Origin of the sequence: Longitalea arenae (assembly GCF_016924755.1) — a bacterium.
GTDB classification, from domain to species: Bacteria; Bacteroidota; Bacteroidia; order Chitinophagales; family Chitinophagaceae; genus Niastella; species Niastella arenae.
In genome coordinates this window covers 927,788-944,113 of sequence record NZ_JAFFJX010000002.1, presented here as the reverse complement: position 1 = coordinate 944,113, position 16,326 = coordinate 927,788, and the positions used below count along the sequence as shown (strand labels likewise).

Below are 16,326 nucleotides of genomic sequence, written 5' to 3'. Positions count from 1 at the left end.
GCAACTTGTAACCTGTAACAGCTTCCAACACCTCAAACAGTTTTGGTAAATATGAGATATATTTCGATTCTGATCATTTGCCTGTTTGGCTTCCTACTGGCAAATGCACAACAGCAGCTTACCTTACAGGATGCAATAACTGCTGCGCTGAAAAATAATTACGACATCTTACTCACCCGCAACGATTCTACATCCTATGCGCTGGACCGTTACTATTCATTCGCCGCTTTCCTGCCGCAATTGAACGGACAGGCGAACGCGATCTGGACCACCAATGACCAGGAATTACGGTTTGCCAGCCGCAGCACCGGTAAAGACAGTACGGTTACCCGCAACGGCGTTCGCACCACCAATATGAACTATTCTGTTAACCTTAGCTGGACCCTGTTCGACGGTATGCGCATGTTTGCCACCCGCGAACGCCTGATGGAAATGGAGAAGTTCGGTTCATTGACGGTGAAAGCGCAGATCGTGAACAGCGTGGCGGCAGTGATCAACAACTATTTCAATATCGTTCGCCAGAAACTGCAATTGAAAGCGGTTGAAGAACAAATGTCACTGAACGAAGAACGGGTTAAACTGGCCGATCGGAAATTGTCGGTGGGACTGGGCAGCAAACCGGAATTGCTGCAGGCGCGGGTTGACTATAATGCGCAAAAGGCGGCCCAGTTAACGCAGCTCACGACCATTGCACAGCTGCGTGATAATCTGAGCCAGCTGATCGGTTTTAAAACAGGTTCTGTGTATGAAGTAGCCGATAGCATACCCATCAATATGTCGTTACAGTATGGTGAATTTGCCCAGCAGTTTGAGCAAACGAACCCTTCCCTGCTGGCGGCGAAAAAAAGTATTGATATTGCAAACATCATGGTTAAAGAACAAAGAGCCGGCTTGTGGCCTACCCTCTCGTTCAATTCTGCCTACAATTTCAACTCTCTTAATAACAGCGTTGTGGTGAACCAGAACCAACCCAAGTTCAACCAGAACAAAGGGCTTAATTACGGATTTGGCTTAACCGTTCCCATTCTGAATGGATTCAATACCCGCAGGCTTATTAAACAGGCGCAGCTCGATGTGCAATACCAGACCATCAATTATGAAAAGCAACGTTCACTGGTTGATGTGGGTTTGAGCAATGCGTATAAAGATTATGAGTTGCAAAAGAAACTGCTCGATCTCGAAGATGATAATATAGTACTGGCCGAAGAAAATGTGGCCATTGCCCTCGAACGATTCAAACAAGGTGTATCTACCTACCTGGAATTGCGCGAAGCACAATTCAGTTTACAAGACGCCCGTAACCGGCTGTATGCCGCGCAGTATAATACCAAACTGGCGGAAACAGAATTGTTACGGTTAAGGGGGGATTTGCTTCGCTAGTTTATGGTTTATGGTTTTTGGTTTATTGTTCTTACTGCGCTATTTTCGGGACTGAAAATGGTTTAGGCCTGGCATTTTATACCTAAATCATTGAGTACATGGCTACTGTTAACAGGTTTGAAGATCTCGAGATCTGGCAATTAGCCAGAAAATTATATTCAAATATATCGCTGATAGCAGAACGATTGAGGCTGAAACGAGAGTTCAGATTTGCGGAGCAGATGAAGGCAGCAGCTGGTTCCATTATGGATAATATAGCTGAAGGGTTTGAGCGCAGCAGCCGATTGGAGTTTATAAATGCTCAAAGTATTTCCAAAGGAGAGTGCGGCGAATTAAAGTCACAGCTTTACCGGTGTTTTGATGACAAGTACATCAGCGAAAAAGAATTTTCTGATCTCTATAAAGAAACAGACCTCCTTACAAAAAAGATTGCGGCCTTTATTATGTATTTAAACTCATGCGAAACAAAAGGTTTAAAATTTAAAGACAGACAGAAGTGAAAGAACCAGAAACAATAAACCATAAACCACAAACCATCTTGGTTGGTATAATCATGGGCAGCGATAGCGATCTGCCTGTTATGCAGGCGGCAGCGGATGTACTGAAGAGTTTGGGAATTTCTTTTGAGTTGACAGTGGTTTCAGCGCATCGTACACCTATGCGGATGATGGAATATGCTACAAAAGCCCGTGAAAGAGGATTGAAAGTGATCATTGCCGGAGCCGGCGGCGCCGCCCATTTACCGGGAATGGTAGCCTCATTGACCCCATTGCCTGTGATCGGGGTGCCCATTAAATCATCTAATTCAATAGATGGCTGGGATTCAGTATTATCGATACTACAAATGCCAAATGGCATACCTGTTGCAACAGTAGCCCTGAATGCTGCTAAAAATGCAGGTATCCTTGCTGCTTCCATCATTGGTTCATTCGATGAAACGATTGGAAATCAGGTAGCAGCCTATAAAAAGAAACTGGAAGAAGAAGTATTGATTAAGATAGAAAATCTGAAAAAACAAGGTTGGGAAAATAAATTTGATTAGGGATTTATGATTCATCCTTGTAATTTGCGCACGGTATGAAACTCAAATTGCTCGATTATAGAGAAATACAGGATTTGCCCAATGGCTCAAATGTCGAATATTTTAATGATATCCTCTACCTGGTTAATGATGATGCCAGTGAAATGATCGCCATCAAAAAATGGCAAACCCAGGCGAAGCATCAACTGCTGACATACAATGATCCCAAGATCCTTCCGGGCAGCAAATCCGATTTCGAAGCAACTACCATCATTGAGGTGAATAGCATTCCCCGGCTGCTGGTACTGGGTTTCGATATAAAGGACAATCATCACAAAGCCATCCTGGTGAACCTCGATGATTACACCAAAGAAGAGTACGATATCTCTGTATTCTACAAGCGGTTGAAAGAAACGGTAGGTATTATCAATATCGAATCTGCAGCTATTGTGCTGGGTAAACTGGTGCTCTGTAACCGCGATCACAAAACTTCGCCGGAAAATCATATCATTGTTACCGATGCTGAATTCTGGAAGAACCAGGAGAAAGCGGAGATCTCCACCATCAGTTTCGATCTGCCGCAAACGCCTAACCAGGTGGTAGGCTTATCGGGTCTCTCCTATTCTTACAAAAATGACTGGCTGGTAGTAACGCTGCTTTCGGAAAGCACCGACAAAGAACATCAAACAACCGGTGACAGTTATCTGGCCGTTATTGAGAACGCTTCCCGGAAAGTGGTGCGCAAAAAAATGAAGGTGAATGCACTGTTCCATTTAAATGAAACAAACGATGGTTTTTCGGGTTACAATATGCAGTCGGTATGTATCCGGTCTGAAAAAAGCAGGCGGGTTAAGTTATACCTCTTAGCCGACAAACGTGGCAGCAATGGGATCTTTGTTGTGCGGGTAAAAGAATAATACTTCTATATGTAAATAGTAAGCCGTTCCTGTTATTGGGACGGCTTTTTTGTGTAATAAAAAAATCCCGTCCTGGCCGAACCGGAACGGGATGCTGCTTTTTTTATACGTAAGAACTAAATCTAGAATTTGAATGCAACACTGGCCGATACCCTTCTGGGCATTTGCGGCTCAACGGTTGACCAACCTCTGTAATATTGCTCGTTGGTAAGATTGTCAACCTTCACGCCCACTCTGAATGCTTTTGCATTGTAGAATACAGTGGCGTTTAATATCGTGTATTCAGGAATTACAAATTGTCCGGTGAGCAGGCTGTTGGTAATGATATTCTCACTGGCATAGTTACCGCCAAAGCCCAGTCCCAGACCTTTGATACTGCCTTTCAGCAGGGTATAGCTGATCCAGGCATTGGCCAGGTTCCGGGGGCCTGCGCTGTTTGGACGCCGGTCAACGATATTGATATCGGTCTTTTTGTTCCGGCTGTCGTTATAAGAGTAACCAGCCACGATATTTAAGCCGGGAAATGGATTGGCAATCGCATCCAACTCGATCCCCTTGCTCTCCTGTGATCCATCCTGTACGGTTACATTATAAGAAATACCCTCTTTAATCACCGCTTCGCTGCGGGTCATATTATCCACCGTGATCTCGTAATAGCTGGCGCTCAGGCTTAGTTTATGACTGAACAGATCGAGCTTTACACCACCTTCCAGCTGGTTGGCCTGTTGTGGTTTAAAGGTGCCTGAATATTCTTCCAGTGGTTGGGTAACCGGCGCTACGTTGCGGAATCCATTCATATAATTGGCAAAAAGAGAGACCTTGTCGCGTATTACCTGGTAACTCAAACCCAGTTTCGGCGATACGGATGTTTGATCATATTTTGAATTGGGCAAAGGCGTGCTGCCGTTGCTTGCGTTAAAGGAACCCTTGTTGTCGAAATAATCGATGCGCACACTGGCCATAGCTGCGAGCTGTTCGGTGATATTCAAAACGTCGGAAATATAAGCGCTGTAGGTTTGTGCATTGGTCCATGATTTGGTAGGTGCGGTGTTTTGTCCCAGTTTGGCATCTACTGCCGCCCGGGTTAACTGACCGTACCGAGCATCACTCAGGCGGGTTGAATGTACCTGGTCGAAAGTGATATAGGCCGTGCTGTTGTTCTGGGTTTGTACGCTGAAGAAATCGATACCAGCCACTACCCTGTTGCGTAATTTGCCTATCCTGAAATCACCGATAAAGTTCTGTTGGATATCTGTAGAAGTACCCACACCGTTCTGATTGCTGATAAAGCGGTTCAGCAGGGTGTCGCCACCGGCAGGTGTATTGAACATTACATATTGATAATAGCCGTCTGACTGGCGTACACTGCGCGATACACTGGTTTGTGAAACCCATTGATCACTCAACTTGTAATTCATTTGTCCATACAGGTTCAGGGTTGGGTTTTTAATAGTGATATCGTTGCTGGTGAAGCTGCGCTTGTAATCCATGCCCAGCTCCTGCGGTGTCCTGTATTCCAGTTGCCGCGTACGGTTCAGGAATACCATCAGCGGGTTGGTGCCTTCCGATGTAAAGAATTCTGTATTGAACAGGAATGAAAGCCGGTCGTTCGCCTGGTAAGCAATGGAGGGAGCTACAAATACCGATCTTTTAAAGCCGGCATCCTGGAAGCTGCCTTCATAATGGTAAGCGCCATTGACCCTGAATTGAACGGTATTGCTTTTATTGAGCGGCGTGTTATAATCTACTGTAAAACGGCTCAAACCATAGCTGCCGCCGGTGTAAGATACTTCGCCGCCGGTTGAGTCGTAGGGCTTTTTCGTAACAATGTTGATCAGTCCGCCAAAAGAGATAAGGCTGCTGCCGAACAAAGTGCCGGAGGGGCCTTTGATCGTCTCTATCCGTTCCATATTGGCCGGATCGAGGCCACCATTGGTTAAACCGGCAATCCCGTTGATCATAGTGGGTTGAACGCTGAAACCACGCATGGAGAAATAACCGGCGCCATCGCCTGCCCGGCCTGTAGATGTCCATAATCTGTCAACACCGGGTGCATTTTTAATGGCATCATCAAAGCTAACGATCATTTGTTCCTGTAAGAGTTCTTTAGGCACTACATTATATACCTGGGGATTCTCGAGGTTGCCCAGCGGCAGGCGGGCTACATAACCGCTTGATCTTTTAGCGAATTTGTTTTGACCGGAAGTGACTACCACTTCCTGTAATTCCTTATTGGAGGCTGTCAGCCGGAAAGAAACGGTGGCGGTTTGACTGGCTGCCACTTCTACCTGTTGTTCCAGGTCCTGGTGACCGGTAAAGGAAATAGTAAGGGTATAACTGCCTGGTTGCAGTTTGAGGATCTCGAAAACACCTTTTTCGTTGGTAATATCGCCGCGGCGTTTACCTTTTATTTGTACGGAAACGGCTTCTGCGGGTTTGCCATCTGAGGTGGTTACCGTTCCTTTGATGGAACCGGTGCTTTTCTGGGCAAAACTGTTTGTGATCGCTACTATAATACCAAATACCAATAAAAAAAACTGCTTCATAAAGGAGTACACGCTTTTGTGGGCGCAAAATTACAGGCGCTCCTGGCGTTTGTTTTGCAGAATCGGGAAAACTGTTTACGCAAAGAGAAAATTGTTTGTGGTTGCCGGTTGCCGGAAACTATGCTAACGATAAAGTGGAAGTTTCATGGTTTAAGGAAGGCGTTGCCGGTTACCGGTTGCCGGGTACCAGGAAATTACGCTAACGATAAGGGGGATGTTTCCTGGTTTTAGGGAGGCGTTGCCGGTTACCGGGTACCGGTTACCAGGAAATTACACTAACGATAAAGTGGAAGTTTCATGGTTTTAGAGAGGCGTTGCCGGTTACCGGTTGCCGGGTACCAGGAAATTACGCTAACGATAAGGGGGATGTTTCCTGGTTTTAGGGAGGCGTTGCCGGTTACCGGGTACCGGTTACCAGGAAATTACACTAACGATAAAGTGGAAGTTTCATGGTTTTAGAGAGGCGTTGCCGGTTACCGGTAACTGGTAACCGGTAACTGGTAACTGGTTACCGGCAACTGATCTTAGCTTTCTTCCAAAATAGTGAACTGTTGCTCTACCGTGAGCGAATGTTCGTAGATTATTTTAATGAAGTCCCGGCCCCAGCGTGCATACCAGGGCATAAAATTGTCGATACGTTCCTGTAATCCGTTGCGGGGGAATAAGGCCGACCGCAGCGCTTCTATCTGCCGTTGCTCGGCTTCGTATTTTTTCTTTTCCGCCCGCAGTAATTTCTTTTCCAGCTCCTGTAAAGGCTTCAGCGTTCTGGCCTGTAAAGCTTCTACATGCTGTGTCAATGACTGGTCAATAGCCGCAGCTTTGTTCTTTAACTGCTCATAAACATGGATCGCAGCTTCTACTTCCTTCTTCAATTTCAGTTCTCCATTCTTATGCCTGCTTACCAGCATGGTCAGCAACTGCTGTGAATGCTGAAAAAGATCTTTGGGCTGCAGCTGCAGCTTCTGCATCTTTTCCTGCCATTTCTTCTCTACGATCAAAAAAGAATTGCGTACGATCAGTACCGGGAATGGCGTTTGATAATGTTCGAAGAGCTCTTTCAATTCAAGCCAGTAGGCTGTTTCACCGCCACCGCCAACAAAGGCAATATTGGGCAGCACCATTTCCTGGTACAGGCCACGCAGGATCACGTTCGGACTAAACCTTTCCGGATGATTGACCAGCTCGGCCATGATCTCATCTTTGGTAAAGCTGAGCTCCGTATTTCTTACTTCGTATTTTTCCTGCTTATATTCGATCAGTTCGCGAATATCATCCTTCAGGTAAAACAAATTAATATCACGAGGGTGGGCCTGCGCTTTATATTCTTCTGATAACTTATCAATGGTCTTCCCTACTATACTGGCCGGTTTTTGTTGCAGCAGGTCTTCGCGGAACACATTTTCCATCACCCTTTTCAGGTTGGCATTATCGGGCAACACAACGATCAAACCATATTCAGCAAATAAGGCGTTTATCAGTTTGAAGGTGGCTGTTTGTATATCGGCACTTTCCAGATAGCAGCTGCGCAGCAGTTGGATCAGTTCTTTACCATAAGGCTGCACAGATAACTCTCCTTCGATCCGGTGGATCAGGTTATCGAGCCCCCTGGTATTCATGCGGCCAACTGCGCCTTTTTGTTTTGTTTCCCAAACCAGTTTTTCACCACCCATGTATACATGACCCAACTCATCGAGGTCGGCATCTTCACTGCCCATCCAGAATACCGGCACAAAATGGTTGGCCGGAAATTCCTTTTTCAGTCTTTCGGCCAGCCTGATAACATGTACGATCTTATAAATAAAATACAGGTTACCGGTAAAAATGGCCGGCTGATGCGCCGTGGTAATGGTAAAGGTGTTGGGTTGTAATAACTGTTGAATATTTTGCTGCACCAGGGCCGTAGTATTGAGCCCTGTATATTGTTTTTGCAATTCGGTTACCAGCAGTTTGCGGTCGGGCTGTACTGATTGCCGGGCCTGTATGGCCATTGCAATTCCTTCCACAGAAGCCGGGTACTTGTAAAAAGGCTGTAAAGTTGACGACTGGTTAAGATAATCAATGATGATCTTTGAAAAAAAACCGGTCTGCTCGAATGGTAAATTAGTAGAGTTACAATCCATAAATAAGCGAATGCGAACATAAAAGTACTATCAACGGCACGATTGCCATAACTGATCGTCAATTTTAACGTTCCATTGCTACTTTAGTTCATAGGCCACTATGTTATTTTTGAAGAAGGTAGGAACATATATGATCCTGTTTTTAGCATCATAGCCTATATCGGCCGTATTGATCTTTTTGTCGCGGGTATCCAGGAGATTTTGCTTGGTTCCATCGCCATTTACATACCAGATAGTGCCGGCCCAGCAGCTGACGATATAATCTTTTCCTTTTACATGTTCCACTCCATCCGTACCGCCTTCCATACCGTCAGCGAGTTTGGTTAAGGATTTGTCTTTTTCCACTTTGTACAAACCACCCGCATCCAGTACGAACAGATCATTGTTATTGAAGAGCAGGCCGTTGGGCCCTTTCAGATTATCGAGCCAGGTGCTTACCTGCCCGTTCTCGATACGATGTACTTTTTTATTCTTGGAATCGGATACGTAGATAACCCCTTTTTTGTCAATGGTAATGTCATTTAAGCCCTGGGCGCCTTCCACCGGAATGGTTTGGGAAACCACTCCTTTTTTTATGTCGATCACCGCTACTTTATCTACATCTGCCACATACAGGTTATTTTTATACAAACCCATACCCTTGGGCGCCGAAAAACCAGTTACCCAATCAACGGTAATGATCTTTCCATCGAGCCCTACTTTACCAACAGAACCTTTGTTGTCCCTGTCCCAGGGCTGGCCGTCGATATTCGTTACATAAAGCACTTTATTGGCTGCATCGTATAATACGGCCTCCGGCACTTTCAGCAGGGTGTCTGTCTCCCATATTTTAACCAGTTGATGTTCCTGGGCATGGCTGATGGTTGCGGTAACAAGGAATGCAGCTGCAAGAAAGTATCTTTTCATATGAGGCTTGTTTTAAGGGGCATAAAGTTAGTTGAAAAGTTGATAGGTTAAAAACGTTTGTAATTAAAGGCGATAGTAGCTGGCACTTGCTTTTTGACATTATGCATTGTAACCTTTCTGCCCATGGAAATAACTTTATGCATCCTGCCTTATTGCCTCGATGCCTCGTTGCCTTTTGATTAAGGCCTGTACGCCTTTGGGCTTTTAACTCTTTGCCTTCTTGCCTTTATGCCTCGTTGTCTTTTCTTAAAACCTTTCCGGTCTGAAAGCAGCTACATCTATGGTGGTTTTCTTTTTAGCAACGAGTTCTTCTACCAGTTTACCGGTAGCGGCGGCCAGGGAGAGACCAAGCATGGCATGTCCGCCGGCGATCACCAGATTAGTGTATTTACTATGTGGTCCTATATAGGGTAATCCGTCGGGTGTAAGTGGACGTAATCCGTACCAGATCTTTTCTTTCGGCATCAGGGCAACCGGAAGATCCGGATAATAGGCTTTGGCGCCGTTATAAATGGCCTGTGCGCGTTTTTCAAGTAAGGGAGAATTGAGCCCGCTGATCTCCATGGTGCCACCCATCCGCAGGTCGGCGCCCATTGGGGTCATCGCCACTCTTTTATCTACCAGGATAGCCGGATAGCGCAGGTTCCGCTGCATGTTCTCATACGTCATACTGTATCCTTTGCCCGCCTGTAACAGAATAGAAACGCCCAGTTTTTCACTTACCACGGGCAGCCATGATCCGCTGGCCAGCACCAGCTGAGAACATTCGAACTTCCCTTTATTTGTAATGACGGCTGTAACCGAATTCCCTTTTTTTTCAAAGCCGGTCACGGTAGTGTTCAACTGCAGTTTTACACCTGCCCGCAGCAGATGCTCTTTCAGCGTGCGCATGAGATCACCCGGGTGCAGATGGCAGTCGATAGGATATAACACGCCGCCCTTTACATCTACCTGTACATCCGGCTCCATGGCCTGCACTTCCTGTGCATTCAATATTTTGGTTTCAATTTGCAGCTGCGATGCCTGTTTGGCCAGCTCTATTTCATGTTTTTCTATAGCGGCCGATTTGTACAGCATGAAACAGCCCACTTCCTGCATGCGGAAACGATTGCCCAATTCATTTTTAATATCACTGGTGAGCTCGCGGCTTAATTGCAGAATATCATTTAACGGGGGAATATTTTTAGCTACCGTTTGGGCGTTCGCCTGTTTCCAGAAGGTCATCAACCACCTGATGAGGTCGAGATTCAGGCGGGGCTTAATGTAAAACGGACTGGTTGAACTGAGCATCCAGCGTAAGCCCTGGGCTACAATACCGGGTGAAGCGAGGGGAATGAAATGGCTGGGTGATACATAACCTGCGTTCCCGAATGAAGTGCCATCGGTAATATCACCTCTTTCAATGAGGGTTATTTCATAACCTTCTTTTTGCAGGTAATAAGCACAGCAAAGACCTATAACGCCGCCGCCAATAATAGTAACCTGTTTGCTCATGTGAAGTATTTAGTGATCAAGTATAGAGTGAATGATAAAATAACAGATGGTGCGTTACCGGTTGCCAGGCCCCTTAATGCGGATAAACCTCTCATCCATCTGCTTATAACTCAGTTGCGGAGACCGGTAACTTACTGCATATATTGAACGCCATCCATTAATACTTCAACAGATTCTTAAATAACCTGAAACCCATACGCATACGGATCATCCTCGGGGTCAATAGTAATCGTATTGTAGCCGTATACTTTGGCCCAGCCTTCTATACTGGGGCGAATGGCTGCTTTGCCGTCTACCGTCGTTTCCTCTTCTATGCGCCCCACGAATTGCGAGCCAATAATACTTTCATGTATAAAGGCATCCCCTTTCTTCAATTGTCCTTTGGCATACCATTGCGCCATCCGGGCCGATGTACCGGTTCCGCAGGGAGAACGGTCAATGGCCTTGTCGCCGTAAAACACCGCATTTCGCGCCGTTGCATGCTGGTCAATAACGGCGCCGGTCCATAAAATATGCGAGCAGCCGTTAATGGTCGGGTTCTCCGGGTGTACAAATTGGTATTGTGCGTTTATTCGTTTGCGTAATTCACGGGCCCAGGCGATCAACTGGTCGGCCCCATAGTGTTCCAGTCCTTTAAAATTCGGCTGTACGTCTACGATCGCATAAAAATTACCGCCATAAGCTACATCGATGGTCAGTTCACCCAGATCAGGACTCACCACCTTCAATCCTTCTGCTGCGAGGTAAGCGGGCACATTGGTCAGCTTAACGCTTTTCACCTTTTTTCCTTCCTGTTTGTAATTGATCAAAACCAGTCCGGCCGGTGTTTCTAAGCGAACGGTGCCGGGTACTTTGGGTGTGATCAATCCTTCTTCTATGGCAATGGTGATGGTGCCAATGGTGCCATGACCGCACATCGGCAGGCAACCACTTGTTTCAATGAAGAGCACGGCCATATCATTTTGCGGATCATGGGCCGCGTACAGGATACTGCCGCTCATCATATCATGGCCGCGGGGCTCAAACATCAATCCCTTGCGGATCCAGTCATATTCATTCAGGAAGTGCTGGCGCTTTTCGCTCATATTCTTACCCTCGAGTACAGGCCCTCCACCGGCTACCAGGCGAACCGGGTTGCCGCAGGTATGCGCATCGATACAGAAAAACGTTTTTTTCATGAAGCCCACAGTTTGTCATGCGTTCATCCTGAATGACTTACTCCTAAGCACATTCGCTGGACACGCATCAAAGTAATAAAAAATTGATCGCGGAAATATTTTTGTTGGCCGCAAAAAACGGCAATACTTGTTTACGGTTCATAGTTTATTGTTTATGGTTGCTGCCGCGCTTTCAAATCTCCGCGAAACCATCAGCCTTAAATTTTAGGTTGCAACAGTTTTCGCCTGAGAGTTTGAAATGGAAGAACAATAAACTATAAACAAGAAACTATAAACTAAAAACCCCTTTTCGTTACTTCATCATTCACCGTTCTCCAGATCCCCAAAGGATTGCTGTTCTTTAATTCATCCGGCAATAGATTGTCTGACCAGTTCTGGTAAGCGATCGGCCTTGCAAAACGTTTAATACCGTCTGCCCCAACCGAAGTAAAGCGCGAATCGGTGGTAGCGGGGAATGGACCGCCATGGTGCATGCTTAAACATACTTCAACACCGGTAGGCACGCCATTTACGACAAAGCGGCCACAGATATCTTTTACGGCTTCTACCAGTTCATCATGCTGCACGATATCATTTTCGGTAGCCATCAGGGTGGCGGTCAACTGGCCTTCGAGGTGACGAACCACTTCCAGTAATTCCTGCTGGTCTTTGCAGCGGATAACCAGGGAATATGGACCAAACACTTCCTGGTGCAGAATGGGATTGTTCAGGAACGCTTCACCACTGGCCGAGGCGATGGTAGGTATGCCCTGGTTCTCGGCAGGCTGGGCATCACTTACGGCTACCGTCTCTACCTTTTGTTGCGAGAGGGCGCGCGCTCTGTTCTCCGAATAGTTCTTTGAAATGCCGGGATGTAACATGGTGCCCGGACTAACCGCTTTTATTTCGTTGCCGAGGGTTGTTATGAATTCCTGCAGTTCTGCGCTTTCTATACCAAAGATCAAACCCGGGTTGGTGCAGAATTGCCCAACGCCTAATGTAATTGAACCTGCATATAATTTCGCTATCTCAGCCGCGGATTGTTTTAACTTCTCAGGTAACAGGAACACGGGATTCACACTGCCCATTTCAGCAAATACCGGTATGGGTTCTTTGCGCTGGTTGGCCCAGTCGAACAAAGCTTTGCCGCCTAAATAAGAACCGGTAAAGCCAACGGCTTTCGTATATGGATGCGTAACAAGTGCTTTCCCTACTTCCTGGGAGGCGCCGTGCACATGTGCGAAAACGCCTTTGGGAAGCGCTGATTTTTCTGCTGCTCTGAGTATAGCCTGGGCCACCAGTTCAGATGTTTGGGCATGCGCGGGATGTGCTTTTACAATCACCGGGCAACCGGCTGCCAAAGCACAGGCCGTATCACCTCCTGCAGTGGAATAAGCAAATGGAAAATTACTGGCGCCAAACACTACTACGGGACCCAGCGGGATCAGCATTTTACGGATATCGGGTTTGGGGGGCGTTTTATTCGGATTTGCCGTATCGATCCTTGCTTCGAGCCATTCGCCTCTTTCACAGGCATCGGCATAACTGGTCAGCTGATACATGGTACGGGCTCTTTCGTTGCGTAAACGCGCCTCAGGCAGGTTCGTTTCCCGCATGGCGGTCTGGATGAGCTCATCACCTGCATTTTCCAGTTCCGTAGCAATGGTGCGCATGAATCGGGCCCGCTCCTTTAATGAATACTTCCGGTATTGACGAAAGGCCTGCCATGCATTGATCAGCACCTGGTCTATCTCCTGTATGGTTGCGTCTTTAAACATATATCAAGTGTTTTACCGTTGTATCGGGTTACAAAGGTATTATACATTCCTTTAACCGATATACCTGCGTGAAATATTGAAACTAAATTGGTAATAATTGTTAATCGGAAGATTGGCCGGCGGTCCGGATTTAACGGGAAAGAAAGTGAAGCTTTCTTTCCCTGTTAATGAACTCCGGATATGCTGCTGACAGCATATGGTAATCAGAACCTAAACCCTCTTGATCGAGAGCTGCTACTAATACTGAACAAAGCGTATTAACCTATTTCAAATTTAATGGCTTATTAATCGATTTTGTACATTTTACATAGCTATTTATTATATTTTTTTGTTAATGGTATGTCACATTTGTTTAATTAATTAGGACTGCAAACGGATTTAGCACCGCTAAAACACCTGTTAAATAAAATGGCAGGCACAAGAGGTTGTATGCCTGCCAGTGTGGATAGTCTTCAGTAAATCATAGTCGCACTACCTGATTATCCACGATGATACCGTACAGCCTGGTTGCCCAAACTGCCGGCATCTGCCATTGCTCCCATTGAGTCGATTATAAATGTCAGAAAAATAGATGCTGATAAGGATTGAGAAAGATAAGGCCGTACAGATCGCACGATTGATTGTTCAATATCCAATTGTCAATGCGAAGGTAGGGCGTATTAAAAGGGGCGGCAATACAACTTTGTGGTAATTCGGTTGCTGGTAGCCGGTTACAGTTACCGGTTGCAGGGAGGAAGTTTCAGGGTACAGGGCTTTAAACGTAAGCACTGTATTTCATTATCGAATTATCACATTATCAAATTATCACATTAGACGACTTCCCCTTCCAGATCGAAATCGTATGCTTTGGTGATCTTAACGTTTACAAATTCACCAATCGCCAGCTTCCTGGTGCTGTTTATGATCACCTCATTATCTACTTCCACGCTGTCGAACTCTGTGCGGCCCAGGTAACGGCCCGATTCTTTTTTATCGATGAGGGTTTTAAATACTTTACCGATCTTCTCCTGGTTCTTTTCAAAATTGATCTCCTGCTGCACTTCCATGATCTCCTGTGCCCGCGCTTCTTTTTCTTCCTGCGGAATATTGTCTTCCAGTGCGTAAGCTGTGGTATTTTCTTCGTGCGAATAGGTGAAGATCCCCGCCCGGTCGAAGCGGTGTTGTTGCAGGAATGCTTTTAACGACTCCACATCGTCTCGCGTTTCGCCGGGGAAACCGGCGATGAGGGTGGTGCGCAAACCAATTCCAGGTACTTTTTCACGGATGGCGCTGATCAGTTCATTCATTTCTGCCTGGGTGATCTGCCGTTTCATGGCCCTGAGCATATTATCGCTGGCGTGCTGCAATGGCATATCCAGATAATTGCAAATATTATCCCGCTCCCGCATTACGTCCAGTATTTCCAATGGAAATTTTGAGGGGTAAGCATAATGCAGCCGGATCCATTCCAGGCCTTTTACATCGGCCAGGCGGTTCATCAGATCGGCCAGCATGCGTTTTTTGTAAATGTCGAGGCCATAGTAAGTCAGTTCCTGGGCGATCAGCATCACTTCTTTTACGCCTTTTTTTACCAGGCCTTCGGCTTCTTTCACCAGCTCTTCAATGGGTTTACTGATATGCTGGCCGCGCATCAATGGAATGGCGCAGAAAGAGCAGGTACGGTTACAGCCTTCAGAAATCTTCAGGTAAGCATAATGGGTGGGTGTGGCCAGTAAGCGCTCGCCCAGCAATTCCGCTTTATAATCCGCTTCAAATGCTTTCAGGATCAGGGGCAGTTCCATGGTACCGAAAAAGGCATCCACTTCGGGAATCTCCTGTTCCAGGTTATTCTTATAGCGTTCGCTCAAACAACCGGTAACATATACTTTATCGAGTTTACCGCGGCGTTTCAGTTCAACCTGGTCGAGAATGGTATTGATTGATTCTTCCTTGGCCTTGTCAATAAAGCCGCAGGTATTAACAATTACAATATTGTGATCTGATCTTTGATTCTCATGTATCACCTCGATATCATTCGCCTGGAGCTGGCCGCTCAATACTTCACTGTCGACCATGTTCTTGCTGCAGCCCAGCGTAATGATATTAACCTTGTCTTTTTTATGGGATCTAACTTTCATATAAGGGCGCAAAGGTACTATTTCAACGGGCAATGGGCAAGTGGCAATGGACAAAGAAGCCAAAAGCCCCAAAAAATTCCCTGTGCTTCGTTTAACGTACCAATTCCCTTATTCACAACCGCTGGTACGTGTTATTTGAAATTTGTGATCGTTTGCAGGTATGGTAATAATTGTTAATGCTTTTGTGGTTTACCTGTTTAGCTGTAATATTGCGTGGCTTTTTGAAAAAAAGTTGCTGACACTGAGGGCGTTAGACTTGTTGTATGGCTGGTGTGTTTTGGCATAGTTTTTAAAATTGTTTACGACCAAACACAGATATTATGAAAAGAATCGTTGCTCTACTAAGTTTACTGGCCGTTTTGACCGTTACCCGAACCCAGGCTCAGTCCATGGGATCTGATTATCGTACCGCAATTGGTGTTAAATTCTGGCCCGGTGCTTTAACTGTAAAACATTTTATCCGTGACGACCGGGCGCTGGAAGGTATCTTTTCTTTTTGGGATCATGGTTTCCGTTTTACCGGTTTATATGAGTTTCATGGCGATATTAATGGCGCTCCCGGTTTAAAATGGTATGCCGGTCCGGGTGCTCACTTTGGTGTTTACAACGAACGCTGGCATCGTCATGGTGATGATTATTATGATGATGGAGATGCTTCTTTCGGGGTTGACGGCGTGTTGGGCCTTGACTATAAGATCAACGGCGCTCCTATTGCCATCAGCCTGGATGTTAACCCATACATCGAATTCCTCAATGGTGCGTATGTAGGCGCCTGGGGTGGTATCGGCTTTAAGTTTACGTTCTAAGAGACCTGAAAACGAATTAAAAAAGCGTCCATCGGCTAACCGGTTGGACGCTTTCTGTTTATATAAGTTACTTCTATTAGCACA

The 16,326-nt window shown here is 46.0% G+C and carries 12 protein-coding genes; 5 read left to right on the top strand and 7 right to left on the bottom strand.

The features are described from left to right. Positions 1-51 precede the first annotated feature (51 nt). The 4 genes from JT717_RS08520 to JT717_RS08505 all read left to right on the top strand — a co-directional run bounded on the left by JT717_RS08520 (position 52) and on the right by JT717_RS08505 (position 3,318). Complete coding sequence (locus tag JT717_RS08520; RefSeq protein ID WP_205509774.1) at positions 52-1,380, top strand: TolC family protein; 1,329 nt, start codon at positions 52-54, stop codon at positions 1,378-1,380. A 98-nt stretch (positions 1,381-1,478) separates the two neighbouring features. Beyond that, complete coding sequence (locus JT717_RS08515; RefSeq protein ID WP_205509773.1) at positions 1,479-1,880, top strand: four helix bundle protein; 402 nt, start codon at positions 1,479-1,481, stop codon at positions 1,878-1,880. A gap of 38 nt (positions 1,881-1,918) precedes the next feature. Next, on the top strand, positions 1,919-2,422 hold the full coding sequence (gene purE / locus JT717_RS08510; protein ID WP_255552930.1) for a 5-(carboxyamino)imidazole ribonucleotide mutase: 504 nt from the start codon (positions 1,919-1,921) through the stop codon (positions 2,420-2,422). 35 nt (positions 2,423-2,457) lie between these two features. Beyond that, positions 2,458-3,318, top strand: coding sequence for a DUF6929 family protein (locus JT717_RS08505; protein WP_205509772.1), 861 nt, complete (start codon positions 2,458-2,460; stop codon positions 3,316-3,318). Positions 3,319-3,440: 122 nt separating this feature from the next. Here JT717_RS08505 and JT717_RS08500 read toward each other — a convergent pair whose 3' ends face one another. The 7 genes from JT717_RS08500 to rimO all read right to left on the bottom strand — a co-directional run bounded on the left by JT717_RS08500 (position 3,441) and on the right by rimO (position 15,436). After that, complete coding sequence (locus tag JT717_RS08500) at positions 3,441-5,864, bottom strand: TonB-dependent receptor (protein ID WP_205509771.1); 2,424 nt, start codon at positions 5,862-5,864, stop codon at positions 3,441-3,443. Positions 5,865-6,388: 524 nt separating this feature from the next. After that, on the bottom strand, positions 6,389-7,984 hold the full coding sequence (bshC, locus tag JT717_RS08495) for a bacillithiol biosynthesis cysteine-adding enzyme BshC (RefSeq protein WP_205509770.1): 1,596 nt from the start codon (positions 7,982-7,984) through the stop codon (positions 6,389-6,391). 78 nt (positions 7,985-8,062) lie between these two features. Continuing rightward, complete coding sequence (locus JT717_RS08490) at positions 8,063-8,890, bottom strand: SMP-30/gluconolactonase/LRE family protein (RefSeq protein ID WP_205509769.1); 828 nt, start codon at positions 8,888-8,890, stop codon at positions 8,063-8,065. Positions 8,891-9,136: 246 nt separating this feature from the next. Then, positions 9,137-10,384, bottom strand: a complete 1,248-nt coding sequence (locus JT717_RS08485; RefSeq protein WP_205509768.1) for an NAD(P)/FAD-dependent oxidoreductase — start codon at positions 10,382-10,384, stop codon at positions 9,137-9,139. A 176-nt stretch (positions 10,385-10,560) separates the two neighbouring features. After that, on the bottom strand, positions 10,561-11,562 hold the full coding sequence (locus JT717_RS08480; RefSeq protein ID WP_205509767.1) for a 4-hydroxyproline epimerase: 1,002 nt from the start codon (positions 11,560-11,562) through the stop codon (positions 10,561-10,563). Positions 11,563-11,837: 275 nt separating this feature from the next. Further along, positions 11,838-13,319 (bottom strand): aldehyde dehydrogenase (NADP(+)), encoded by a 1,482-nt coding sequence (locus JT717_RS08475; protein WP_205509766.1) that lies wholly within the window; start codon positions 13,317-13,319, stop codon positions 11,838-11,840. 809 nt (positions 13,320-14,128) lie between these two features. Continuing rightward, positions 14,129-15,436: a 30S ribosomal protein S12 methylthiotransferase RimO gene (rimO, locus tag JT717_RS08470; RefSeq protein ID WP_205509765.1), complete on the bottom strand. Its 1,308-nt coding sequence runs from the start codon at positions 15,434-15,436 to the stop codon at positions 14,129-14,131. A 320-nt stretch (positions 15,437-15,756) separates the two neighbouring features. Here rimO and JT717_RS08465 point away from each other — a divergent pair, with 320 nt between their 5' ends. Next, on the top strand, positions 15,757-16,242 hold the full coding sequence (locus JT717_RS08465) for a hypothetical protein (protein WP_205509764.1): 486 nt from the start codon (positions 15,757-15,759) through the stop codon (positions 16,240-16,242). Positions 16,243-16,326 lie beyond the last annotated feature (84 nt).